Consider the following 24,492-nt stretch of genomic DNA (forward strand, 5'->3'; position numbering starts at 1 on the left):
TTTGCCGGCAGAGTTGACAAAAATTTGCCTTGCCGACTGTCTCATATGTAGGGATATTGGTTCAACAAGTGGAACAAACTTAGCGAAGTGGCTGCGAACTAGAAAAAGAAACAAGTGTTAGGGGAAGTTACGATGCATGCTTCAGACAACAAAGACGCCGGTGTCATCGGCTCGATAAACCGCCGCGGTTTGATCAAGACTGCCGGTGCCTTCGGCCTGGCCCTGGCGGCGGGTTCGTTCTCCCTGGCGGGCAAGGCCAAGGCCGCTGTGAAGGGCGGCAATGTGAAGGTGGGCTGCTCGTTCGGCCAGACCACGGACTCGGTCGAGCCGGGCACCTATGCCCACGGCTTCTCCATCATGCTGTCCTACACCTGCCATGCAAAATTGACGGTCGTCGGCAGCGACAACAAGCTGCAGGGCGACATCGCGGAATCGTGGGAGGGTTCGGACCAGGCCCGCAAGTGGGTCTTCAAGCTGCGTTCGGCGCAGTTCCACGACGGTTCGGCGGTCACCGCCAAGGATGTCATCGCCTCGATTAACCATCATCGTGGCGACAAGACGACCTCCAACTCCAAGTCGGTCGTCGCGAACGTCAAGAACATCACCGCTGACGGCGACAAGACCGTAGTCTTCGATCTCGAGAGCGGCGACGCCGACTTCCCCTACATCCTGACCGACTACCAGCTGGCGATCTGCAAGGCCAAGGACGACGGCACGATCGACTGGCAGAACGATGGAAGCAGGGCGGGTCCCTACCAACTGGCTGAGTTCGAGCCCGGCGTACGCGCGCTTTTCAAGAAGGCCGACAACTACTGGAACCCGGATATCGGCCACCTCGCTTCGGCCGAGGTGCTGATCATCACGGATGCCACGGCGCGGCAGAATGCGCTGCTCACCGGCGACGTCGACATCATCGATCGTCCGGAAATCCGCACCTTGGCGATGCTGCAGGGCGCTCCCGGCGTCAAGGTCGAGGAGATGGCGGGCTTCCGTTTCCACGGTTTCACGATGTTCTGCGACACCGCGCCCTTCGACAACAACGACGTGAGGATGGCGCTCAAATACGGCATCGACCGTGAGGCCGCCTTGAACGTCGCGCTTGCCGGGCATGGAAAGATAGGCAACGACCATCCGATAACGCCGGCCTATCGCTTCTACGATCCGGAAATTCCGCAGATCACATACGATCCCGACCGGGCAGCCCATCACCTCAAGAAGGCGGGCCTGACGTCGTTGAACGTCGATCTCTCGGCTTCGTCGGCCGCCTATGCGTCGGCGGTGGACTGCTCGCTTCTCTATCAGTCGAACCTCAAGCCGATCGGCATCAACCTGACCGTCATCAACGAACCGGCGGACAGCTACTGGTCGAATGTGTGGCTGAAGAAGCCCTTCATTGCCACGGACTGGGGCGGCCGGCCGACCGAAGACCTGATGTTCTCGGTGGCGTTCAAGGCGGGCGCGGCGTGGAACGACACCCGCTTCAACAACCCGAGGTTCGAAAGCCTGCTCCTGTCGGCTCGCGCCGAGCTCGACGAGGCCAAGCGTCGTGAGATGTATGGCGAGATGCAGCGCATCGTCCATGATGAAGGCGGCCTGATCGCGCCGATCCTACCCAACAACATCTGGGCCTATCGGTCACGCGTCAAGCACGCGGAGAGCATCTCCAAGGCCTGGGAGCTGGACGGCTGGCAGTTCATCTCCCGCTGGTGGATCGAGGATTGACGGCTCGGCCACGTCAGCCGCATCCTGAGGCGATCATGCCGCTCAGGATGCGGCCTTCCATCAAGGCCATGGTCGGGATCACATAATGACTGATGTCGCCGAAGTTCCCGGTCGGACGGGTCCGGGGAGGCAGCGGGCCATCGTGCCCCTGCTAGGCACCGTTTTGCAACGGCTCGGGCTTGGACTGGTGACGCTGTTCATGGTCTCGATCGTCATCTATCTGTCGATCGAAGCTCTGCCTGGCGATTTCGCCCAGTCGATCCTGGGGCGTTCGGCTTCTCCGGAAACGGTGGAAGCCTACCGCCAGATGCTCGGCTTCGACCGCCCGCCGATCGAGCGCTACCTGAGCTGGATGGCGGGTGCCGTCCATGGCGATTTCGGCAATTCGCTGACCAGTCGACCGGGCGCGTTGCGTGCGGTCAACGACATCATCGGGCCTCGGCTCTACAACACCTTCTTCCTGGCGGCGATGACGGCCATCATCGCCGTGCCGCTGGCGATCCTGCTCGGCGCCCTTACGGCGCTCTACCGCGGCTCGTTCTTCGACCGCGCCGTGAACGGGCTGACACTGATGGCGATCTCCGTGCCCGAATTCTTCATCGCCTACATCCTGTGCTATCTGGTGATCTCGAAGGACATGTTCGCCATGACGCAGCTCGGCCAGCTTTTGCCGGTCTGGCTCAGCTCCGGCATAGGCTCGGTCCTGTCGCTGATGCCCAAGCTCCCCACGCTTGCGGCCATCAACGAGAGCACTACGATCGGAGAGCGTATATGGAAGCTGCTGCTGCCCTCGCTCACCCTGACGCTGGTCATCATCGCGCATATGATGCGCATGACCCGAGCCGTCCTGATCAACGTGCTGGCCAGCCCCTATATCGAGATGGGCCGGTTGAAGGGCCTTTCGTCGGCGTGGATCGTCTTCAAGCACGCGCTGCCCAATGCCTGGGCGCCGATCGCGACCGTCGTCGCCTTCAATCTCGCCTACCTGATCGTCGGCGTCGTCGTCGTCGAGGTCGTCTTCGTCTATCCGGGGATCGGCCAGCTCATGGTCGACGCGGTCCGCTCTCGCGACATGCCAGTCGTGCAGGCCTGCGGGCTGATCTTCGCGGCGACCTACATCGTGCTGAACCTTGTTGCCGATGTCATCGCGATCGTGACCAATCCACGGCTGATGTATTCGCGATGAGTTCTCCAGACATGACTCCGGCGGTCACGCGCCGCCGCCGCTCCTGGTTCAGCCGCCTGCTGAAGGAAATGCGCCATGCGCGTTTCACCGCCTGGTTCGGCGTGCTGGTGATCCTTGCCTACGCGATCCTCGCGCTGTTCGCGCCGCAGATCGCCCCGTACAACGAGGCCACCGTCGCCGGGCAACCCTATATGGCCTGGGGCGGGCATTTCCTGCTCGGTACCGACCAGCTCGGCCGCGATGTCCTGTCGCGACTGATCTATGGCGCGCGCAACACGGTGGGCATCGCCGTGATCACCACTTGCCTGGCCTTCCTCCTCGGTGGCACGCTCGGCATTGTCGCGGCGCTCTATGGCGGCTGGCTCGACCAGCTCTGCTCGCGCATCGTCGACGTCTTCATGTCGATCCCCAGCGTCATCTTCGCCTTGCTGTTCCTGTCGGCTTTCGGTTCCTCGATCCCCAACCTGATCGTGACGCTCGCCGCTCTCGACGCGACGCGGGTGTTCCGCTTGGCACGGGCCGCGGCCGGCAATGTCGTGGTGATGGACTTCATCCAGATTGCCCGCGTCCGTGGCGAGAGCGCCGTCTGGCTGATCCGTCGCGAGATACTGCCCAACATCATGGCGCCGCTGATCGTGGAATTCGGCCTGCGGTTCTGTTTCGTGTTCCTGTCCATCGCGGCGCTGTCCTTCCTCGGTGTCGGCATCCAGCCGCCCACCGCCGATTGGGGGTCGATGGTGCGCGAGAACGCGGCTCTCATCTCCTACGGCAACATCACGCCGCTGCTGCCGGCGGCAGCGATCGCGCTGCTGACGATCGCCATCAACTTCGTGATCGACTGGTATCTCTATCGTACGAGCGGGCTTCGGGATGAACGCTAGCAAATCCGAGCTCCGCCAGAAGGGCGCGCCGCTCCTGCAGATATCCGGCCTCAAGGTCGACGGCTTTTCCGACGATCGCTGGCATCCGATCGTGAAGGGCGTCGACCTTCGTCTGGAGCGCGGCGAGATCCTTGGTCTCATCGGTGAATCAGGCGCCGGCAAGTCAACCCTGGGCCTTGTGGCGATGGGATATGCCAAGCCCGGCTGCCGCATCACCGGCGGTAGCGTCGCCTTCGACGGCAAGGACATGCTGAGCCTCCCGGAAGAGGAGCTCCGGCTCATGCGCGGCTCGCGCATCGCCTATGTGGCGCAAAGCGCCGCCGCGTCGTTCAATCCCAGCCATCGTCTGCTCGACCAGACCATCGAGACTGCCGTTCACCATGGCCTGCTCGGCCGTCGGCTGGCGGCGGCGCGGGCGGTGGAGATGTTCGGCAAGCTGCGCCTGCCGCGCGCGGCCGAAATCGGTTTCCGGTTCCCGCATCAGGTGTCGGGCGGCCAGCTGCAGCGCGCCATGACGGCGATGGCGATGGAATGCCGCCCCGACCTGATCATCTTCGACGAGCCGACAACCGCTCTCGACGTAACGACCCAGGTCGAGGTGCTGGCCTCGATGCGCGAGGTGGTGCGCGAGTTCAACACCGCCGCCATCTATATCTCGCACGACCTAGCCGTCGTCGCGCAGATGGCGGATCGCATCATGGTGCTGCGCCAAGGTGTCGCGGTCGAGGAAGCGCCGACACGCAAGATGCTGGCGGAGCCCGAGACGGAATATACCCGGTCGCTGTGGTCGGTGCGGGCCATGTCGCAGGCCGAGCGCCCGGAGACGGATATCCATCTCTCTATCGAGGGCCTGTCGAGCGGCTATGGAAAATCCGTCAAGGTGCTGGATGATGTCTCGCTGAAGGTGCAGCGTGGCCGCACGCTGGCCATCGTCGGAGAGTCGGGCTCGGGCAAGTCGACGCTCGCCCAGGTGATCTCCGGGATGGTTCCGGTCTGGTCAGGCAAGATGGTGTTCGAGGGACAGGTGCTGCCCTCCGGGTTCCGCAGCCGCTCACGTGATCTGCTGCGCAAGATCCAGATGATCTACCAGTCGCCCGACACGGCTCTCAATCCGCGCCACACGGTTGAGGAGATCATCGGCCGTCCGCTGGAATTCTATCTTGGCCTGCGGGGCGAGGAGCGGGATCGCCACGTGGTCGAACTGCTCGACATGATCGAAATGGGGCCGCAGTTCCTCGACCGTCTGCCGGGCGAGCTTTCAGGCGGGCAGAAGCAGCGCGTCTGCATCGCGCGCGCCCTGGCCGCCAAGCCCAGCCTGGTGATCAGCGATGAGGTCACGTCGGCCCTCGATCAACTGGTGCAGACGGAAATCCTGAAGCTGCTCGACACGCTGCAGCAGGAACTGGGCATCACCTACGTCTTCATCACCCATGATATCGCGACCGTGCGGGCCATCGCCGATCAGGTTGTGGTGATGAACGGCGGCAAGCTGGTAGAACAAGGTTCGCGCGCGCAGGTCCTGGAAACCCCGCAGCAGGACTACACCAACCTGCTGCTCTCGTCCGTTCCGGAAATGGATCCCGACTGGCTGACGCGGCTGCTGGCTGAGCGGCGCGGCGGCGGTATCGCCGCGGCGAACTGAGCCGCCCCTAGGCGTCAAGCCCTGTGGAATGGCGCCGCTTCGGGCGCAAGCAGCGGGCGTCCCCGGATCATGTCGCAGATCCGCTCCGCCATCATGATGACGGGAGCGTTCAGATTGGCGTTCGTGATCGCGGGCATCAGTGAGGCATCGATGACGCGCAAGCCGCCGATGCCGTGGACCCTGCCGTCCGGGGTGGCGACACAGCCGTCGCCGTCGCCCATGCGGCAGGTGCCGGCCGGGTGCCAGTTGCCGGATACAGTCTGGCGCAGCCAGGCCTGGCGATCGGCCAGGATTGCGCGGTGGTCCTGCATGGGCCTGCCGCGCAGGTTACGGAAGGCCGTGTCCTCGACGATATCGCGCGCGATGTCGATGCCATCAGCGAGAATGGCGAGGTCCATAGCGTTGGACAGATAGCGGGGATCGATCAACGGCGCAGCCAACGGATCGGCCGACGCAAGGCGCAGATGCCCCGTGCTGCGGCTGCGGTTCAGGTTGATGCCTATGCCGAAGCCGTGCATGCGCGGATCCGGCCGGTTGTTCTCGATCAACGCTGGATAGAGGAACATCTGCAGGTCCGGCGTGCCGTCGGCATACGAGGAGCGCAGCATCGCGCATGTTTCCAGCCCGGTCGTCGCGGCAATGCCGTCGCGCCGCAGCAGCCAGCGTCCGCCTGCCGTCAGCCGCCGGTGCCCACTTGCGTAAAGCGAATGGCTGAGCGGCTGGGCGGCCCGCCACGACAGGCGTGTCGCCACGTGATCCTGCAGGTTGGCGCCGACGCCGGGCAGGTCAAGCACTGGAGCAATGCCCGCCTCGTGCAGGTGATCGGCCGGTCCGATGCCCGACAGCATCAGCAACTGCGGCGTGCGCAGCGCGCCGGCGCTGAGGACGACTTCCTTGCCCGCCCTGAACGTCACTTGCCGGCCGTTTCTCAGGGCTCGGACACCTTCGGCCTTTCCGCCTGTGACGATCAGGCCGGTGGCTGTCGTCCCGGTCAGCACAGTGAGGTTCTGTCGATTCATTACTGGCCGTAGATAGGCGCGGTCCGTGCTGACCCGCAGACCATCGCCGATCGTCTGGTCACAGATGAAGATACCCTCCTGTCGAAAACCGTTCGGATCGTCGGTGACGCCCGAGGCGTGGCCTGCTCCTGCCTCCAGGAATGCGTGTTGGAACGGGCCGTGCGGCTGCGCCTTTGTGACCCGCAGCGGCCCCGCGTCGCCGCGATACACAGGATCACCCGCCGGCATGCGCGTCTCGCTCCGGCGGAAATAGGGCAGGGCGGAGGCGTAGGACCAGCCGCGCGCTCCCATCGTCTCCCAATGGTCGAAATCCAGCGCATGGCCTCTGAGATAGCACAGCGAATTCACCGCCGAGCCGCCGCCCAGCGTGCGACCGACGGTGATGGCATCCTGGCGCCCGCCCAGGCCGGGTTGCGGAAGTGTCGCCAGGCTCTGGGCATAGCGTTGCCCCGACATGGCGATAAAGGCCGCGGCCGGCATGCGGACCGTGGGACCATGCCAGGCCGGGCCAGCCTCAATCAACAGCACGGTTGTATCTGCGTCCTCGGACAGGCGCGATGCCACCACGGCACCGGCCGAGCCGCCGCCCACAATAATGTAGTCGTATAGGTCGCGTTTGCGGGAGGGGTTCAGCACCGGTCCTGTCCTGTTGCGATTGGCAGCGTGATTTGTTTCATATATTGTGTCAATATTTCTTATATTGGAATAATAGAACACCGCCAGCGTGACTTGATCGGAGGAATGGCTATGAACAACAGACGTATCGGAAGATCCGATCTTACGACCGCGCCCATAGCGCTCGGCACCAGCGTCTTCGGTTGGACAGTCTCCGAGGACACCGCCTTCGACATATTGGACCGCTTCGTCGCGAGGGGCTTCGATCTCATCGACACGGCGGACGTCTATTATCTCTGGGCCGACGGCAATAAGGGCGGCGAATCCGAGACCATCATCGGCGAATGGCTGAAGTCGCGCGGCGGGCGCGATCGCGTCAAGATCGCCACCAAGGTCGGCGAAAGCTTCGGCGACGAGCGGCAGGGGCTGAAGTGTGACTACATCATCGCCGGCGTCGAGGCGTCGCTTAAGCGGCTTCAGACCGACTATATCGATCTCTACCAAGCCCATATAGACGACCCGGAAACGCCGCTCGACGAAACGCTGGAGGCGTTCGCCCGTCTGATCGAGGCGGGCAAGGCCCGCGTGATCGGCGCCTCGAACTATGAAGTGCCGCGGCTGACGGCGGCGCTGGAAATGAGCGCGGCCAAGGGCCTGCCGCGGTTCCAGAGTTTCCAGACGCTCTACAATCTTTGCGACCGCGCCGCATACGAGAAGGAATTGGCCCCGATCTGCCAGAGCCGGGACCTGGGCGTCCTGACCTATCGTTCGTTGGCCCAGGGCTTTCTCACCGGCAAGTATCGCGCCCTGGCCAGCAGCAGCCAGAGCCCGCGGGGCAGCACCGCCATAAACTATCTGAACGAGCGTGGCCGGCGTATCCTGGCTGCCGTCGATACCGTTGCCGAAGCGCAGAATGCCACCCCCGCGCAGATCGCGCTGGCCTGGCTGATCGCGCGGCCGACCGTCGCCGCCGCCATCGTCAGCGCCAGCCGGCCCGAGCAGATGGATGCCGTGCTCGACGCGGCGACGCTGGTCCTCACGTGCGAACAGGTCGCCGCGTTGGATGAGGCCTCGCACGAGGCATGAGGCGAAGCGAGTGAAGGGCCGGGGCTCGGCCGCAACAGCTCAGCCCCAGGGAGCTCCTTCAAACAGGCCGAGCGGGATTTTCATGTAACGCCGCCCGCTGGTCTCGGGCTCCGGCAGCCGGCCGGCGTTGATGTTGATCTGCATCGCGTGAAGAATGAGCTTGGGCATGGGCAGCGTCGCATCCCGCGCCTCGCGCATGGCGACGAAGTCTGCTGCGGTGCGGCCGTCGCTAAGATGGATGTTCTTGGCCTTCTGTTCGGCACCCGTTGATTGCCACAGCGGCTCGCGGCCGCCGGGCTGGTAGTCGTGGCCGGTGAAAAGGCGCGTTTCGTCCGGCAGGGCGAGGATTGCCTGGATCGACGACCACAGGGCGCTGGCGCTGCCGCCGGGGAAGTCGGCGCGGGCCGTGCCGCTGTCCGGCATGAAGAGGGTGTCGTGGATGAAGGCCGCATCGCCGATCACATAGGTGATGGAGGCCATGGTGTGGCCGGGCGAGAACATGACCCTCGCATCGATGCCGCCGACCTTGAAGGTATCGTCGGCGGCAAAGAGCCGGTCCCACTGCGAGCCGTCGGCTCGGAAATCCGGTTGATGGTAAAAGTCCTTCCACATTTTCTGGATACTGATGATCTTGTCGCCGATGGCAGTCGGCGCGCCCGTTCGCCGTTTCAGGTAATCGGCAGCCGAGAAGTGATCCGCGTGCGGATGCGTGTCGAGGATCCAGTCGATCGTGTAGCCCTTGGCCTCGACAAAGCCGAGAATCGCGTCGGCGCTGCGGGTTGCGATCGTCCCTGCCTTCTCGTCGTAGTCGAGCACGGGATCGATGATGGCGCATGTCCTGGCCTCGGTATCTGCGACGACAAACTGGATCGAACCCGTACGCAGGTCGTAGAAGCCGGTCACTTCAGGCTGCTTTTGCATAGGTGTTTCCCATCGGAAATTGCCTGTCGCCCCGGAAATCCACGCGTCAGACGTTATTGAATGTTCCGGTCTTGTCGGCCACATCCGAAGGCACGCCGGCAAGCCCGGGCATCCTCCGTTCGGCGGCTGACATATCCGGCACTTTGCGGCAAGCCCCTATGGGATCGTGACTTTCGGGAGGCGTTCCTGCCGGAGCACTCTCCCAACCCCATCCGAACATTCCGGCAAGCAAAAAAATGTCGAGCATTCTACCGTCCCCTCCTGCGAAAGTTCTGTATAATAGAATTGATTTCCATTTATTGCAATGATAGATAGAGGCGACTTCGATCTTCACCTGCTCCTGGTGAGCGCGGGCAGAACGAATTTTCCAAGGGTGCCCGCCATGGCAATCGACGAGTACATCCTCACCCTCAGCTGCGATAACCGCCCCGGAATCGTCTCGGTCGTGTCGACTGCCATCGCGCGTCGCGACGGCGACATCGTGCAGGCTGCCCAGTTCGATGACTCGCAGACCAATCGCTTCTTCATGCGCGTCTGCTTTCGGCTTCCGGGAGATCCAGTGGAACTGAGAGAAGATCTTGCGGCGCTGGCCGAATGGATTGGTCCCGAATGGTGGCTGAGGCCGGCAGACGAGCGTCACAAGGCCCTCGTGATGGTCTCGAAATTCGACCACTGCCTTCAGGATCTTCTCTATCGTGCGCGGATCGGAGAGCTGGCAATCGACTGCGTTGGAATCATCTCCAATCATCCAATTGGATCCTTGGCGATCGCGCCTGATCCTTCCATCCCTTTACATCACCTACCGCTCACTCAGGCGACCAGGCACAGTCAGGAAAGTCGGATCCGAGAAATCATTGAGCAGAGCGGAGCGCGATTGGTCGTTCTCGCGCGCTACATGCAAATTCTCTCAGACGGGTTCGCAAGCTCGCTCTCGGGTCGCTGCATCAACATTCATCATTCGTTTCTGCCGGGATTCAAAGGTGCGAAGCCTTATCACCAGGCGTTTGAGAGGGGGGTCAAGATGATCGGGGCGACGGCCCATTATGTGACGTCGGATCTCGATGAAGGACCGATCATCACGCAAGACGTCGAGCACGTCAGTCATGCTGACACGCCGGCCGACATGGTCCGCAAGGGTCGAGATATCGAGCGACGTGTGCTGGCCAGGGCGGTCGCTCTCCACATCGAGGATCGAGTTCTGCTGAACGGCGGGAAGACTGTGGTTTTCGAGTGAACCGCGTCGTTATACCGGGGGTCGATGGACGACTGGGGTGGCGCCTGCCCGCGTCGATCGAAATGACGCCGCGACATATTCTCGATCTTTCCAACACCGCACATTTGGTTCCGCCCGGGACACGAATCTATATTCCCGACTTGGGCATCGATACGGAAGATGCGATAATTGCTGCCGCGCGCAACGTGCAGAATCTCGGCTTCTCTGCCGTGCCTCATGTCGCAGCTCGGCGGCTTTCCAGTCACCGGCAGCTTGTGACGCGTGTGCGTCGATTGGCGGAAGAGGCGGGCGTTGAAGACACGCTCGTGATCGCCGGAAGCCCACGCACCGCGCAAGGGCCATTTGGGTCCACCTACGACGTACTCGAAACCGGGGTTCTGATCGACTACGGCATCCGAAAACTAGGCGTGGCGGGGTATCCTGAAGGCAGCCCTGATGTATCGCCAGATGACGAGAACCAATCGCTGCGACGTAAACTGGAATACGCGCGACAGACCGGCACAACGCTTCGAATCGTCACACAGTTCGGCTTCGATGGAATTGCGTCCGGGCAATGGGCGCGGACCTTGCGCCAAGTGGCAATCGACGTTCCCGTCCATATCGGTATTGCCGGTCCAGCGCGATTGGCCACGTTGGTCAAGTATGCAGTGGCATGCGGCGTCGGAAATTCACTGGATATGCTTCGCAAGCGCGGCAGCGGACTCATGTCGCTAACCCGAAACCAATCGCCCGAGATGTTCGCTGAGCCGCTCGAGAGCTACATCTCTCAGGTGGAGACCAGCGTCAGCCACCTGCACGTCTATCCCTTCGGAGGAATAGAGGCATCGGTCGGTTGGTTACGTGAACGTGGCTCTTGGCCGTAATGTCTCAGTTCGAAGTCTGAACGTCGCGCTGTTCGCGATGTGGCCGTGTAGATGTGGCCGTGTAACTGTAAGGCGAAGCATGGGGTCTAGGTGTTTAGTCTCGGCATTTTATGGACGGGATCGAGCCTGAATCTTTCAGGCTCTTTTGTCTAGCTCTTGCAGACGAACTCATAGGGCGTGAGGCCTTTTAGGGTCTTGAGCCTACGTGCGAAATTGTAAGCTGAGACGAAGTCTGCAAGGTGCTGGCGCAGTTGATCGTGATCGTCATAGTCATAGTGGAAGCGCTTGACGGTCGCTTCCTTGATGGTTCGGTTCATCCGCTCGACCTGACCATTCGTCCAGAGATGCTTGATCTTTGTGAACCTGTGCTCGATGCCATATTCGTCGCAGACGCGATCGAAGATGTGCTCGAAGGCGTAGCGGTGGCGTTCCTGGTTCGTGAATTGGATGCCGTTGTCGGTCAAAATGGTATGGATGGCATAGGGCACGGCCGCGATCAGGTCACGAAGGAACTGGGCCACCACCATCTTGCCCGCCTTCGCGTGCAATTGCGCATAGGCGAACTTGGACGTCCGGTCGATGGCAACGAAGAGGTACAGCTTGCCCTCAGCGGTCTGCACCTCGGCGATGTCGATATGGGAATAACCGATCGGATAGGCCTTGAACTTCTTCTTGGCTGGCTCGTCGCTGTCGACCTCCGGCAACCTCGAAATACCATGGCGCTGAAGGCAACGATGCAGTGACGAGCGCGTCAGATGCGGGATCGTTGGCTGAAGGGCATAGAGACAATCGTCCAGCGCCAGCAGCGTGTGTGTGCGAAAGGCGACGATGGCCGCCTCTTCTTCCACAGACAACACCGTCAACTTCGGGTCTTTGGGACCAGTAGGAAGACCGGCTACCGATGTCCGGTTCCTCCATTTCGCGACCGTCTTCTGATCGATGCCATAGCGTTTGGCCAGCGCTCTCAGGCTCCCTTGACTATTCTGTATTGCTCGACGGACTGCCTCTGTCGTCGCGGCCGCCGTGCCCGAGTTTGCGACCCGACAGAGCGTCAGCATGAAGGGGGCTGCTATACACCGAGGGTACGCTCAGCCGCTTGTTGACCAAGGTCGACCTGATCGTCCTTCCCGTGATGTCATTCAGCACGCCTACCGTCGAGCAGACCAAGCGCATGACCGACGAGAGCATCGAGGGCGTGTCCGCTTCACGGCACCATTGGCCATGTCGGGGCACCCCGCAATCTCCATGCCTTGCGGTTTTACGTCAAACGGCGGGCCAGTGAACTTCCAGTTGATGGGCGCGCATTCCGACGAGAGAGGCCTCATCGAAGCCGGCAATGCCTACCAGCTCCGCACGGACCAGGGATATCACACCGACCACGCCGATCTTTACTCTCGAAGCGCTACGTCTGACACATGAGCCGCTCGCCGATTGCCATCGCTACGACAGCCTGCAGAGAACAGACCATGGAACGCCCCAATCTCTTCGACATGATGGGGGAATTGAAGCTCTACGGCATGAGGAATGCCTATGATGAGGTGATGGCCATCGGCATCAAGCGACAACATGAACCGTCGCGCGTTGTCGGTGCCCTGCTCAAGGCCGAGATCGGCGAGAAAACGGCGCGTTCGATCAAATACCAGATGACCATCGCCAAATTGCCGCTCGCTAAGGATATCGACGACTTTGCCTTCGAGGGCACGCCGATCAACGAGACTTTGGTGCGCGACATGGCCGGCGGTGGCTTCCTGGCCGAACAGCGCAACGCCGTCTTGGTCGGGGGAACCGGTACCGGCAAGACCCATTTGGCCATCGCCATTGCCTGGGCGTGGGGCGGAGCGTGCGGCCGCTTCTACAATACCGTCGACCTCGTCAATAGGCTCGAGGCGGAAGGTCGGCAAGGGCGCCAGGGTCGGCCATTTGGCGGCGTCGATCACGACGCGCGCCGTGGTGCCGTACACGATCCTCAAGAAGCTATCAGCATCCCCGAAGGGAAGCCAGCTCGCAAGGTCGCCGCGGGAACTTGGCCGGATCGAGCGATCGCTGTTCATGATCGAATGGTATTCGAGCCCACCGCTGCGCCGGCGTTGCCAGGCCGGCCTCAACAAGGGTGAGGCGGCGCATAAGCTGAAGCGCGCCGTCTTCTTCCACGAGCGTGGCGAAACCTGTGACAGATCGTTCGAAAGCCAAGCCTTCCGCGCCTCCGGCCTCAACCTCGTCGTCAGCGCCATCGTCCATTGGAACACGGTCTATATCGAACGGGCCGTTACCCACTTGCGCAAAATGCGTCGCGAGATTCCGGATCACCTGCTCAAGCACATCTCGCCGCTGGGAGCATATCAATCTGACCGGCATCTACACATGGGATAGCGATCAGCATCTGCCGGAAGGGTTCCGGTCGCTGAGATTCCCGGTTGGGCTACGGCGTGCCGCATAAGTTCTCACTCCGTTCGCTCTTAGCGTAAGATTTTGAACTGCTCTTATAGGTCGGCGGTAGGTGGCCACAGAGCTTACCCGCGCAGGGCTGCATGATCACGGCGACGCTTCGGCGTGATCCCGCCCATCGAGGATCCTGTCCATCCGGCGTGCCGCCAGCCATTGCTCATCGGTCGCCACTAGACTAGAGACCAGTCGCGATCGCCATGGTGTAAGGGCCATAGGCGAGTTGCCCCGGTATCGGTGACCGCACCTCCGATGACGTCAGGCAGCGAATCTCGCCGTGATGCCAAGTTGGCTTGACCACTGGGCGTACCAACTGTCGAACAATTTGAGCTGCGCCTCGGCATAGCCGCGTTGGCTGTCGGTCAGGGCATCCGTCTCGTTGAAGTGAAGTCGGTATTCAGGATTCCCCTTCAGCACCATCATGTGCTTGAAATAAAGCACCAGGTCGGGACCCTCGTCGAACGAGGACAGCACGGCGAGCGCGGCGTCCAGCTCCAGCGCGCGCTGGCGGGCCTCGACGTCGCCCCTGGCCGCCGCCTGGCTCAGGCCGACGAGGTGTAGCACCTCCTTCGGCAGCACGTTGCCGATGCCGGTGATGGCGCCGGACGCGCCGTAATTGACGAAACCGTGGTAGACGGCGGTATCGACGCCGATCATCAGCGCCACCTCATCGTCGCGGCTGGTGATGTTTTCCGCCGCGTAACGCAGATCCGACTGGCCGCCGAACTCCTTGAAACCGATGAGGTTCGGATGTTCGGCGCGCAGCGCGAAGAACAGTTCCGCGCGCGTGGCAAAGCCGTAATAGGGGCTGTTGTAGATGACCGCCGGCAAGTCGGGCGCGGCGGCAAGAATTGCCTTGAAATGGTTGCGCTGCGCCGTCACCGAAGGCCCGCGCGACAAGACGCGCGGGATAACCATCAGGCCCCGTGCTCCGACCTTCTGGGCGTGCGCCGCATGCGCCACGGCCTTGTCGGTGTTGACGGCGCCGGTTCCCACAATCACCGGCACGCCAGCCTCCACCAGGCGTCCGACGCCCTCCATGCGCTGCTCGTCGCTCAAGAGCGGCCAGTCGCCCATCGAGCCGCAATAGACGACGGCCGACATGCCGGCCGCGATCAGCTCCCGTCCTTTGCGCACCAGCGCGTCGAAGTCGGGCCGGCGGTCTTGCGTGCATGGGGTCATCAACGCCGGCATGCAGCCGGAAAAGACATTGGCGGTCATTGGAATTCTCCCTTGAGGCTTGTCGGTATGCCGGCTGCCAGTCTGGCCCGGCAGCGGTCAACTGTCATGGCCTCTTATCCCTTTATAGCGCAATTGACAACTGGGTAGAAGGTGACATATTACCGGTTACCACTAACCACGAGCCGTGAGAGCCGCCGGGACCGACAATGAAAATCACCTCGATCGACGCCTTCGGATACCAGCTGACCTACGCGCACGGCGAATACGTGATGTCGAAAGGCCGCGCCGCGCAAAGCCAGGCGTCTACTCTGGTGCGAATTCGTACCGATGCGGGCGTCGAAGGATGGGGTGAAAGCAGCACGCTCGGCGGCACTTATTTGCCGGCGTTCGCGGAGGGCACACGGGAAGCCATCAAGGTTCTCGCCGCTGCCCTGATCGGCCTCGACCCGACCAATCTGTCAAAAGTGCATCAGGCGATGGACGCCATTCTTCTGGGGCAGAACAACGCCAAGAGCGCCCTCGACATCGCCTGCTGGGACGTCCTGGGAAAGGTCGCCAATCTTCCGGTTTCCACCCTCATCGGCGGGACGGCACAGGACGACTTTCCGCTCTATGAAGCGGTTCCGCTCGCATCGCCAGAGGAAATGGCCGACTTCGTCAGGACACGCGGCAAGGTCGGGATCAACCGGTTTCAGGTCAAGGTCGGCAACAACCCCTTCGACGATGCCAGGCGGACACGCAGCGTCGTCGAAGCCTGCCCGGACGATGCCGTGATCATCGCCGATTCCAACGGTGGCTGGAACCTGCAGGCGGCTATCATCGCGGTGCGCGAACTGGCAGGTCTCAACATCTATGTCGAGCAGCCCTGCCGCGACACGGCCGACTGCGCCATCGTCCAGAAAATGAGCTCCCTGCCGCTGGTCATGGATGAGTCCGTCGTCAATTCGGCGGAGCTCTATCGCGCCAAATATGAGGCAGGCGCGGGCTCGGTGAACATCAAGCTCGGCCGCGTCGGCGGCATCACCGGTGCGGTCCGGATGCGCGGTCAGGCGCAGGATCTGGGCATGACGATGTGTATCGAGGACGTATGGGGCGGCGACGTCACGACCGCCGCCGTGGCACATGTGGCTGCCAGTACCCATCCGGAAGCCTTGCTTCACGCCTCCTTCTTCAACGATTGGACGAAGGAACACGTGGCGGGATACGCGCCGCGCTCCAGCCGCGGCCGCGGCAGGGCGCCGGACGGGCCGGGCCTTGGCATCTCCGTCGATGCCAAGGCGCTCGGCCCTGCACTTTTCGAGGTCAGCTAGCGACCAGCTGGCGATGGTTTACGCGCAGACGGCTTTACCGCTGCTTTAATGGTTCGACACAGGAGAACATGATGGCCCTCAAGGGTGTATTTTCCGCAATCGTCACGCCGTTCACGCCTGACGGCGAAGAGATCGACGAGGCGGCGCTTAGAAAACTTGTCGACCAGAACATCGCCGACGGCGTCGACGGGTTCGTGCCGGCGGGTGGCACCGGCGAGTTTTCGGTGCTCTCCCACCAGGAAAGGCTGAAGCTGGTCGAGATTATCGTCGAGCAGACGGCGGGACGCGTTGCCGTGCTCGCCCATACCGGTGCCACGTCTTCGAGGGAAGCCGTCGCGCTGTCGAAGCACGCGGAGCGCGTCGGCGCCACCGCGATCATGCTGGCGACGCCGTATTATGAGCCGATCGGCTTCGAGGAGGCCTTTGCCTATTATGCCGCGGTTGCGGAGGCGACCAGCCTGCCGATCTGCGCCTATAATTTCCCGCCGGCCACGGGGCTGCACCTCGATGTGGATTTCCTCGTCCGGCTGGCGAGCGAAATTCCCCAGGTGAAGTTCGTGAAGGATTCGTCCGCCAACATCGTGCAGATGAACACGCTGTTGTACGACCATGCGGACAAGATCACCTTCCTCAACGGCGAGGACATCCTGATGCTGCCGGCCTTGATGCTCAAGGCGCCGGGAATGGTCATGGGCGTTGCAAACTTCATGGCGCCGGCGCTGGCCAGACTGCACAAGGCCGGCCAGGAGGAGGATGCGGCGACCGCGGTGGCGATCTGGCGGCAGATAAATCCGGTCATTCGCGTACTGGGAACAGGCGCCTACAACAGCGGCGTCAAGGCGGCCTGCGATATCCTCGGTCTGCCGGTCGGCCGCGTTCGCGCGCCGATCCGGCCGTACTCGACCGCGCAGGTGGGCCAGTTGAAAGACGCGCTGTCGAAGATAGATCCGGCCTTGCTTACAGCGGCGAGGCGCTAATCGCCTTAAGGGAAGATGCCTCAGGCGGAGCCCGGCTCGGGCTTCGCCATATCAGGCCCAGTCGGTCACCAGGTGACTGAGATGCTCCGTCATCAGCCTGACGGTAAGCTTCTGGTCGCCGGCGACCAGGGCGTCAAGGATCGGCTGATGCTCCTCGGCAGACTTCACCAGCGCACCGCTTTCGGACAGTGCCTTGAGGCCGTACTGCCGGGATTGGTCGCGCAGGTTCTCGACGATTGCGGTCAGCTGGTCGTTTTCGAGGATTTCGAGCAGGCCGATGTGAAAGCGCCGATCGGCATTCAGATATCCGACGATGTCTCCCGCTTTGGCGCAAGCGACCATGTCGGACGCGATCCTGGAGAACTCGTCCTTGCGGGTCGCGACCTTCCCCTTCATCGAGGCAAGGCGGGCCATCGAAGGTATTTCGACCAGAAGGCGCAGGTCGTAGATGTTGCGCCGCTCCTTGTCGCTCAAAGGCACGACGCGAAAGCCGCGGTTCCTGACCGCTTCCATCAGGCCCTGGTTGACGAGCGTCAGCATCGCTTCTCGAACCGGGCTGTTGGACACGCCCAATTCCGCCGCCAAAGAAGCAGCCGAATAGATCTCGCCTGGAGCCAGATCGCCTGAAATCAGCCGCAGCTTCAAGACCTCGAGAGCTTGGTCTCTCAAGTTGGTTTGTTGCAGCCGGTTTTCCATTTACGCCTCGATTGGCAAGTGATCACCGATAACATGCGATCGGTCGGCGATTCTCGCATCGACAGTAAGAAAATTCAATATGCGCCAAATCCATGTCATTTCAGCCTAAGGGCGTCATTTCACCGGCTGGCTCGCGGCTTGCGCGTGGCGAACCTCGACCGGCCTGCCTTCCGCCGACGAACGATAGATCGCATCGACGACGCGCACGGCCATCAAGGTCTCGGTGTCGTCGGTCTCTGGTGTATTTGGGTCGAGCAACGCACCCACGATCGCCTGCAATTGTTTCCGCTGGCCGTCGGTCGGATAGTCGCGCGGCTCGATCGGATCCGCAAAACTGAAGCTTTCCGGAATCCTTGAAGCAACCGGATCGCTCTTCACTTGCCTAAAGACGATCTCGTCGTGCTCGCCATTGATGATGATGGAGCCTTCGGTCCCCGAGATGGTCAGGAGATGGCGCTGCCCCGGGAACGCCGCGGTCGACGAGGACAGGGTGCCGAGCGTCCCGTCGGCAAACTGGAAGGCCGCCACCGCGACATCTTCCGTCTCGATGGCGTGGTAGGCCGTTCCGGTCAGCGCAAATACCGAGCGAATCGGCCCAACCAGATATTGTGCGAGGTCGATGAGATGGGTCGACTGCGTGATGACGCAACCGCCGCCTTCGATGGATTGGGTGCCTCGCCAGGCATCCTTTCGATAGTAGGCGGGCGATCGGTATTGGTTGTCGATGATGTTGACCAGGAGTATCCGCCCGAGCCTGTCGCTCTCGATGTCCGACAGCGCCTGCCGGGCGGCGGCGGAGTATCGCCGCTGGTAGATCACGAACAGCCGCGTGCCGGCATCACGGCATGCCGCAATGATCCTCGACGCCCGCTCCTCGTTTACCTCCAGGGGCTTTTCGACGATAACGTGCTTGCCGGCCTTGGCCGCTGCAACGGCATATTCGAAATGCCGGCCGTTCGGGGTCGTGATGATCACGGCATCGATCTCGTCGTCCGCCAGGAATTCCGAGATGTCGCAGTAGCATCGCGGAACCGAAAAGGTGGCGCCGAACGCCGCGGCCTTCGTTCGGTCCCTCGCGAAAACCGCCACCAGCAAGGCGCCGGCGACGCGGCTCAACTCACGGGCGTGGGTTTCCGAGGCAACGCCCGCACCGATCAGGCCAAACCGAACTGTCCGGCCGTTCATCTGGAACTACCGACAACCTTCAGCTTCGTGGCGTTCTGTTCCTTATCCGCCAAGCGGACCCTGGCGCGCCGGGCGGCCTCGTGCGCGGAGCCGGTCGCGATTTCCATGTTGCCGATCTCGGCGAAGTAGTCGCCGGCGAAATGGATGTCGACATCGCTCCTCTCGCAATAGGCCAGCATGGGGTCGAAATTGAAGCCGGCGGGACGATAGGTGTTGCCCGGGACCCAGCGCTGCACGATCGTCTCCTTGATGTGGCCCTTCAGTTCCGGGAACATCCTGTAGACATCGGCCAGGTAGGTGTCGCGGATCCCTTCGTCCGTCAGCTTCAGCATCTCGCGCGCCGGCGCGCCGCCGGAATAGACCATCAGGCTGCCGCCGGGCTTTCTCGGGCCGGTGCGCAACGGGTTAGCGTGGTTGAAGAACATGTCGAACGAGGCATCCGGCGTCGTGATGGCATAGACGTCGTCATAGGGCATCGGTCCGGGTTCGTCGGTGATGATGCCCATCGTCGGGAACGGGCCATACGGCACCTTCTTCAGCGTCGCCCGCACATCCTCTGGAATGTCGCGCACGATCTCGGCCGCCTGATAGGCGGGAACGGCCACGATCACCTGCGAAGCTGAAACCGTGTGTGTGCCGCCATTCGCTTCATAGGTCACGGTGACCTTGTCGTTGGTCTTTTCGACCGACTTCACCGTGGCGTTGTACTGCACCTTGTCGCCGAGCAGTTCCATCATCACCTCGCCCAGCCGGCCGGAGCCGCCATCGAGGTTCAGCGCCATCGAGTCGCCCTTGCCGGCCCACACCGCACCGAACAGGGAGACGCCGACGCCGGCATGCTGGTCCTCCATCTCGGCGGCGGCGCGGCGAGCTGCCGACTGGAACAACTGTTCGACGCGCTTGGGCGGACGGCCGACAAAGTCGCGGAACGAGATGTCCGACATGTAGCGGGCGACCCTGGCGCGGCGCCTTTGGTTGTTCTCGCCGTAGACAATCTGCATGGCCTGCTGCCAGCCCTTGACGGCCTTGAGCATGCGAAGCCCGATGGCGGCAAGCGAAATGCGCTCGCGGATGCTCATCTTGAGGGTCAGCGGAAGGGCTGCCACGGCCTTCGGCTTGTAGACCTTGCCGCCCCAGTAGATGGCGAACTTGTTGCCGGGGATCCGGATGACGTCGAGACCGATCGAATGCAGGATGTTGCGCATATGCGAACCGGCCGTCGGGAACAGGTGGCCGCCGAGATTGAGCCAGTAGTCGCCGCGGCTCAGGGAATAGAGCCGTCCGCCGAGGCGGTTCGTCTTCTCGAGAACCAGGATGTGCCGGTCCCGCAGTTCCCAGGCCGCGGCTGTCCCTGCCGGGCCGCCACCGATCACAATCGCGTCGTAAGTCGTGTTCGTCATTTGGCTCTCGTCCCAACCCTGTGGTTCGTTTGGTCGACGGCCATGACAGTGCCTGGTTGCGAGACCGTATTCCGGTCTTCTAAAGAACGCGCTTGTCAAAGCAATCGGTAAGCGGTAATATATCACACGTAAGCCACCATTGTCAATGCGCGTTGGCTGTGGCGAACTCGAACTTGACACAAAAACAGAGGGAAACGGAAATGATCTTCAACAGACGCAATGCCCTGTGTGTGATCGTCGCGATGGCCAGCACGTCGCTGGTTGCCGTCGCCCACGCCGAGGGAGGGAGGGTTGATGCGGTCGCCGCTCTCCTTCCGAAATCCATTCAGGATGCCGGCGTGCTGCGCATCGCCGTGCCGGACGTCGGCAAGCCTCTTGCCTACAAGGACGGCGCCGACCTCAAGGGGATGGATCCGGACCTTGCACATGCTGTCGCCGACGTGCTCGGCCTGAAGGCTGAAGTCAGCCTCATTCCTTTCGCCGCCGCACTGACCGGGCTGCAGGCAAACAAATACGACATTTCCTACGGCGAATTCTATGTGACCGCCGAACGCCTGAAGGTGGCGGACTTCGTCACCAGCTGGCAGGACTACAGCTCCTTCCTGGTCACCAAGGCCAAAGGCTACAAGCCGACAGCCCTAACCGACATCTGCGGTCATATCGTTGGTGCGATGGCAGGCTCCGCCGAATTGGAGACGCTCAACACGGCGTCGAAGAAGTGCTCCGAGGCGGCGACCGTCAGCGCCTTTCCTTCGATCAGCAATGCCGTGCTGGCGCTCAACAGTGGCCGTGTCGATGGCGTCCTGATCAACCGCGGCGGCGCTCAGGAATCGATCCATCTCGATGCCGGCCTCGATGCAACCGGCGAAATCGGGGGAGGGCCGACCGCCACCGCCGTTGCCCGCACCGAGAACTCGGAACAGCTGCTCGCCGCCGTCAAGGGCGCCTACGATCACCTGATCGCCAGCGGCGAATACGCGAAAATTCTCGAGAAGAACGACACCTCCTATGGGGCGGCAAAGGAAGCCGTCATCTACAAGGAGGGCTCAACGCCTCCCAAATACGGGTTCTGACCATCGAGCTCGAACTGCGATCCCGCCTCGCCGAGGCGGGATCTTTTCTTTCGGGGCAGGATATGCTTGCGCCGGACATTGTCCCGGCCGACGAGAAAGTCTCAGACGAGCTCGTAGCAATGATCGGCCTTGAGCCTGGCTTTGAACGCGTCGCATTCGTCCTGCGTCCTGCTCCGGCTCCATGACAGAAATCGCGCCATCGTGGCCGCGGTCGCGTGCACGGCCTCTGCCGTCATGCGTCCGGTCCAGCCGAGGCCCGTGCGGCTGAACAACACGCCGTTCAGGTCTTTCGCATGCTCATGTTCGACGCAGAAGGCGACGTCATCCTCCGTTGCCGGATGATCGTCCTGCAGCCGGCGTCCGGTTCCGGGGAGTGCAATGTCTCTGCCCGACAGCACTTGCGCCGGCCTGGAGGGCCGAATTCTTGAAGACACTGCCTTGGCCAGTGCGCGAGCCGTCGAGCGATGGTTTGCGACGATCCCCCAGCTCAACGCCAGCATGTCCGGCAACCCGTCCGAAGCCAGGTCGTGGATCACGTTGAACGGCAATCGTTTGCCTTTGGGGTATCCGTCCTGGGCGGTTATTGGACGCACGCCAGCCCAGGCCATCACGACCTTGCTCCTGTCGACCGCGAGGCCGGGCGCAAAGCTGAGCATTTCGGCCAACAGGAAATCGATGTCTTCCTCCTTCGGCCTGACATCCTCGACGGCGCCGGCGAAGGGCGTTTCCGTCGGGCCGATATAGTGGAGATCGCTCCAGGGCAGGCAGCAGATCGGCTCGCCAATGCTGTTCGTTCCGGCCAGGCCGAGACCGCGATATCGCTCGGGCAGTTTGACCAGCAGGTAGACGCCCTTGACGGCGGTGATCTTCCCGGCGACGGCGGGCCTGGGGTTGGCGCTGGCAATCACATCGTCCACCCGGGCCCCGGCCAGGTTGAGGACGATGCGGGCCGATATTTCCGCCTCTCGCGCGCCATCAGTGATTTGCACCAGCCTCGCATGCCAGAGGCCGTCTGGCATGCGCCGCGGATCACGGACCTCGGTGAAGTTGAACACGCTGGCGCCGCTTCGCTCGGCGTCCAGTGCCGCGTCAATGGCGATCCGCTCAGGCCAGCAGAAGCGGAAATCCCGGAAGGAGATCAGCGACGACAGCGCATCGCGCTCCCGCAGATCCGCGACGAACGGATTGGAGCGGCTTTCCGCGATGCCCTGCCGGTGATACTGGATGTCAGCGCCGCCGAACGCGCCGATGATCCTTGCCCCCAGATCGACCTGCCATCCCCGGTACGGGCTGTGGCGAAAGATCGGCGCGAAGGTCGTCATCGGCTCGAGCTGCCCTGGCGGTTTGCGGCGGAAGTCCTCGAAGTCCAGAACGGCCCGCCTGGCCGAGCGAAGACGCATCGTCAGCTCCAGGGGATTTTTCAGGTAATCGACGATGGATCGCCGGGGCGCCAGCAATTGCAGGCCGCAATGCAGGACACGCCCGGACCGGGCGGTCGTCGCGCCGCCAAGATCGCCACGATCGGCAAGGAGAACGCGGTAGCCGAGGCGGACAAGCGCGCGCGCCGCCGCACAGCCATTGATGCCGGCCCCGACGATCAGGACGTCGAACGGCGATTTTCCAAGGTCGGAAAAGCCGCTGTCGATCATGTGGCCCGGCACTCAGCCGAAGAGATCGGCAAGGTGGGGGTTGAGGAACAGATCGTCCGGATCCATGTCCTGCCTGACCCTCTGAAACCGAGCGAAATCCGGGTACAGTTGCGCCACGCGCTGCCGGTCGAGAAAGTGCAGCTTGCCCCAATGCGGGCGGGCCAGGAGCGGCCGCAGCGCCTCGTCGACGGCATGAAGGAAGGGGAGATAGTCCCGCCCGATTTCGCCGGAGACGGAGATCGAAGTGCTGTCCCTGCCGCTTTGCGCGGACAGGAACGCCTGGTCCGCCTTCTGCCAACGGACCTGCAATGGCGATATCTCATCCGGGAAACGCTTCCACATCAGCTCGCGCATGATCTCCACCGCGGCGCGCGCATCCGTGGCCCCGACCATGTATTCGAGCTCATGGAATTCGGCGATGGTCGTGCCGTCGGGATAGATGCGGTACGCACGATCCGTGCGCCGGTTCATGTCGCCAACCGGCACCTCGGGCCGATCGGCCGGAACTTCCCTCAACAATTTGACGAAGCAATGATCGGCGGGGACCTCGCCGAGCTTGTACATGTGCGACGACCGGTCGGTCGGCATCCACCAGAACGAGAAATGCCGGTACTCGGAAAGTAGGAAATCCCACTGCCGCAACACCTCCGTCATCGGCAGGATGACATTCTCCTCGCGAAGCCGGTAGGCCGGAACGAGCTGCAAACCGACCCGCAGCATCGGCCCCAGCAATCCAAGCGACACCTGCGCCGCGCGCAGCCGCTCGGGATCGGACTGATCGATGTCCGCGACCTCGCCCTGGCCGTCGACGATCCGCATGCTCGTGACCATCGACGACATCGAGCCGAAGGCTGTGCCCGACCCTTTGGTTCCGGTGGCGACAGCACCGGCGACCGACTGGACGTCGATATCGCCCTGGTTGGCGATGGACAGTCCTTTTTCCCACAGGGGAGCTCCAAGTGCTGCAAGCTTCGATCCTGCCCAGACCTCGGCTTGGCTGTTCTGCTGGTCCACCGATATCACGCCGCTGAGCTTCGAGAGGTCGACGAGAACGCCGTCCGTGCGGACAATCGGCGTGAAGGAGTGTCCGCTTCCGGCCACCCGCACCGAGCGCTTCTGCGCGATGGCGGCTCGTATCGCGGCGATCGCGTCCGCCTCATCCGCCGGCGTGACGATCCGCGTTGGCTGGAACGTCTGGTTGCCGCCCCAGTTGGACCATTGATTCCTGCCTGCCAAAGGACTTCTCCTGTCATTTTCGAGCGCGCGGGCCTTGACGGCTCCGACCGCGGGCGTCACTATGTAAGCGGCTACCGGTTATCGATTACTCTTTAGTGCCGTAAAATGCCAGAGCAAAATGCAGCAACCACCCTCAGGGGAATGCGCGTGACAGACGCACCAAGCTGGTCCGC

Annotated in this window: 19 protein-coding genes and 3 pseudogenes; 12 read left to right on the forward strand and 10 right to left on the reverse strand. The window is 62.4% G+C overall.

The genetic code is table 11. The features are described from left to right. Positions 1-132 precede the first annotated feature (132 nt). The 4 genes from AC07UC_RS34275 to AC07UC_RS34290 all read left to right on the forward strand — a co-directional run bounded on the left by AC07UC_RS34275 (position 133) and on the right by AC07UC_RS34290 (position 5,431). Positions 133-1,722 (forward strand): ABC transporter substrate-binding protein, encoded by a 1,590-nt coding sequence (locus AC07UC_RS34275; RefSeq protein WP_494909169.1) that lies wholly within the window; start codon positions 133-135, stop codon positions 1,720-1,722. Positions 1,723-1,807: 85 nt separating this feature from the next. Next, positions 1,808-2,908, forward strand: coding sequence for an ABC transporter permease (locus AC07UC_RS34280; RefSeq protein WP_494909170.1), 1,101 nt, complete (start codon positions 1,808-1,810; stop codon positions 2,906-2,908). An 11-nt stretch (positions 2,909-2,919) separates the two neighbouring features. Then, positions 2,920-3,789 (forward strand): ABC transporter permease, encoded by an 870-nt coding sequence (locus tag AC07UC_RS34285; protein WP_366140261.1) that lies wholly within the window; start codon positions 2,920-2,922, stop codon positions 3,787-3,789. Continuing rightward, the gene (locus AC07UC_RS34290; protein WP_494909171.1) at positions 3,779-5,431 is read left to right on the forward strand and encodes an ABC transporter ATP-binding protein; all 1,653 of its coding nucleotides are present in this window, start codon (positions 3,779-3,781) and stop codon (positions 5,429-5,431) included. Before AC07UC_RS34285 ends, AC07UC_RS34290 begins: the two co-directional genes overlap by 11 nt. Positions 5,432-5,445: 14 nt before the next feature. Here the strand turns inward: AC07UC_RS34290 and AC07UC_RS34295 are convergent, their stop codons facing one another. Next, a complete protein-coding gene (locus tag AC07UC_RS34295) occupies positions 5,446-7,086 on the reverse strand; it encodes a GMC family oxidoreductase (protein ID WP_494909172.1) in 1,641 nt (546 codons plus the stop codon). Positions 7,087-7,197: 111 nt separating this feature from the next. Between AC07UC_RS34295 and AC07UC_RS34300 the strand changes: the two genes are divergently transcribed. Beyond that, positions 7,198-8,151 carry an aldo/keto reductase gene (locus AC07UC_RS34300; RefSeq protein WP_494909173.1) on the forward strand — a complete coding sequence of 318 codons (954 nt, stop codon included), beginning with the start codon at positions 7,198-7,200 and terminating at the stop codon, positions 8,149-8,151. Positions 8,152-8,190: 39 nt separating this feature from the next. On the opposite strand, the gene AC07UC_RS34305 is transcribed toward AC07UC_RS34300, so the two are convergent. After that, positions 8,191-9,072, reverse strand: a complete 882-nt coding sequence (locus AC07UC_RS34305; RefSeq protein ID WP_494909175.1) for an MBL fold metallo-hydrolase — start codon at positions 9,070-9,072, stop codon at positions 8,191-8,193. A gap of 46 nt (positions 9,073-9,118) precedes the next feature. Continuing rightward, positions 9,119-9,406, reverse strand: a complete 288-nt coding sequence (locus tag AC07UC_RS34310; RefSeq protein ID WP_494909176.1) for a hypothetical protein — start codon at positions 9,404-9,406, stop codon at positions 9,119-9,121. 48 nt (positions 9,407-9,454) lie between these two features. Here AC07UC_RS34310 and purU point away from each other — a divergent pair, with 48 nt between their 5' ends. Together purU and AC07UC_RS34320 are read left to right on the forward strand one after the other, a co-directional pair. Further along, positions 9,455-10,306, forward strand: coding sequence for a formyltetrahydrofolate deformylase (gene purU / locus AC07UC_RS34315; protein ID WP_494909177.1), 852 nt, complete (start codon positions 9,455-9,457; stop codon positions 10,304-10,306). Beyond that, complete coding sequence (locus AC07UC_RS34320) at positions 10,303-11,169, forward strand: methylenetetrahydrofolate reductase (RefSeq protein WP_494909178.1); 867 nt, start codon at positions 10,303-10,305, stop codon at positions 11,167-11,169. Before purU ends, AC07UC_RS34320 begins: the two co-directional genes overlap by 4 nt. A 152-nt stretch (positions 11,170-11,321) precedes the next feature. On the opposite strand, the pseudogene AC07UC_RS34325 reads toward AC07UC_RS34320, so the two are convergent. After that, positions 11,322-12,227: pseudogene (locus tag AC07UC_RS34325) on the reverse strand (IS481 family transposase); the annotation flags it as partial. Positions 12,228-12,635: 408 nt separating this feature from the next. On the opposite strand from AC07UC_RS34325, the pseudogene AC07UC_RS34330 reads away from it, so the two are divergent. Further along, positions 12,636-13,115: pseudogene (locus AC07UC_RS34330) on the forward strand (ATP-binding protein); the annotation flags it as partial. Continuing rightward, positions 13,087-13,606, forward strand: a pseudogene (locus AC07UC_RS34335) (Tn3 family transposase); the annotation flags it as partial. The pseudogenes AC07UC_RS34330 and AC07UC_RS34335, both read left to right, overlap by 29 nt. Positions 13,607-13,869: 263 nt before the next feature. Here the strand turns inward: AC07UC_RS34335 and AC07UC_RS34340 are convergent. Then, positions 13,870-14,832, reverse strand: a complete 963-nt coding sequence (locus AC07UC_RS34340) for a dihydrodipicolinate synthase family protein (protein WP_494909179.1) — start codon at positions 14,830-14,832, stop codon at positions 13,870-13,872. A 167-nt stretch (positions 14,833-14,999) separates the two neighbouring features. Between AC07UC_RS34340 and AC07UC_RS34345 the strand changes: the two genes are divergently transcribed. Continuing rightward, entirely contained in the window at positions 15,000-16,103 is a 1,104-nt protein-coding gene (locus AC07UC_RS34345) for a mandelate racemase/muconate lactonizing enzyme family protein (protein WP_494909180.1), read from the forward strand. Positions 16,104-16,174: 71 nt separating this feature from the next. Continuing rightward, positions 16,175-17,080, forward strand: a complete 906-nt coding sequence (locus AC07UC_RS34350; RefSeq protein WP_494909181.1) for a dihydrodipicolinate synthase family protein — start codon at positions 16,175-16,177, stop codon at positions 17,078-17,080. A gap of 51 nt (positions 17,081-17,131) precedes the next feature. Here the strand turns inward: AC07UC_RS34350 and AC07UC_RS34355 are convergent, their stop codons facing one another. The 3 genes from AC07UC_RS34355 to AC07UC_RS34365 form a co-directional block, all read right to left on the reverse strand. Next, a complete protein-coding gene (locus AC07UC_RS34355; protein ID WP_494909182.1) occupies positions 17,132-17,749 on the reverse strand; it encodes a GntR family transcriptional regulator in 618 nt (205 codons plus the stop codon). A gap of 141 nt (positions 17,750-17,890) precedes the next feature. Continuing rightward, complete coding sequence (locus tag AC07UC_RS34360; protein ID WP_494909183.1) at positions 17,891-18,961, reverse strand: Gfo/Idh/MocA family protein; 1,071 nt, start codon at positions 18,959-18,961, stop codon at positions 17,891-17,893. Beyond that, the gene (locus AC07UC_RS34365; RefSeq protein WP_494909184.1) at positions 18,958-20,361 is read right to left on the reverse strand and encodes an NAD(P)/FAD-dependent oxidoreductase; all 1,404 of its coding nucleotides are present in this window, start codon (positions 20,359-20,361) and stop codon (positions 18,958-18,960) included. The genes AC07UC_RS34360 and AC07UC_RS34365 overlap by 4 nt, the downstream gene beginning before the upstream one ends. Before the next feature lie 200 nt (positions 20,362-20,561). Between AC07UC_RS34365 and AC07UC_RS34370 the strand changes: the two genes are divergently transcribed. Beyond that, on the forward strand, positions 20,562-21,434 hold the full coding sequence (locus tag AC07UC_RS34370; protein ID WP_494909185.1) for a transporter substrate-binding domain-containing protein: 873 nt from the start codon (positions 20,562-20,564) through the stop codon (positions 21,432-21,434). Positions 21,435-21,535: 101 nt separating this feature from the next. Here AC07UC_RS34370 and AC07UC_RS34375 read toward each other — a convergent pair whose 3' ends face one another. Further along, the gene (locus tag AC07UC_RS34375) at positions 21,536-23,083 is read right to left on the reverse strand and encodes an FAD-dependent oxidoreductase (RefSeq protein WP_494909186.1); all 1,548 of its coding nucleotides are present in this window, start codon (positions 23,081-23,083) and stop codon (positions 21,536-21,538) included. Positions 23,084-23,095: 12 nt separating this feature from the next. Further along, positions 23,096-24,319 carry a D-arabinono-1,4-lactone oxidase gene (locus tag AC07UC_RS34380; RefSeq protein ID WP_494909187.1) on the reverse strand — a complete coding sequence of 408 codons (1,224 nt, stop codon included), beginning with the start codon at positions 24,317-24,319 and terminating at the stop codon, positions 23,096-23,098. Positions 24,320-24,492: the final 173 nt, after the last annotated feature.

This window comes from Mesorhizobium sp. GW821-FHT04C10 (assembly GCF_059420305.1).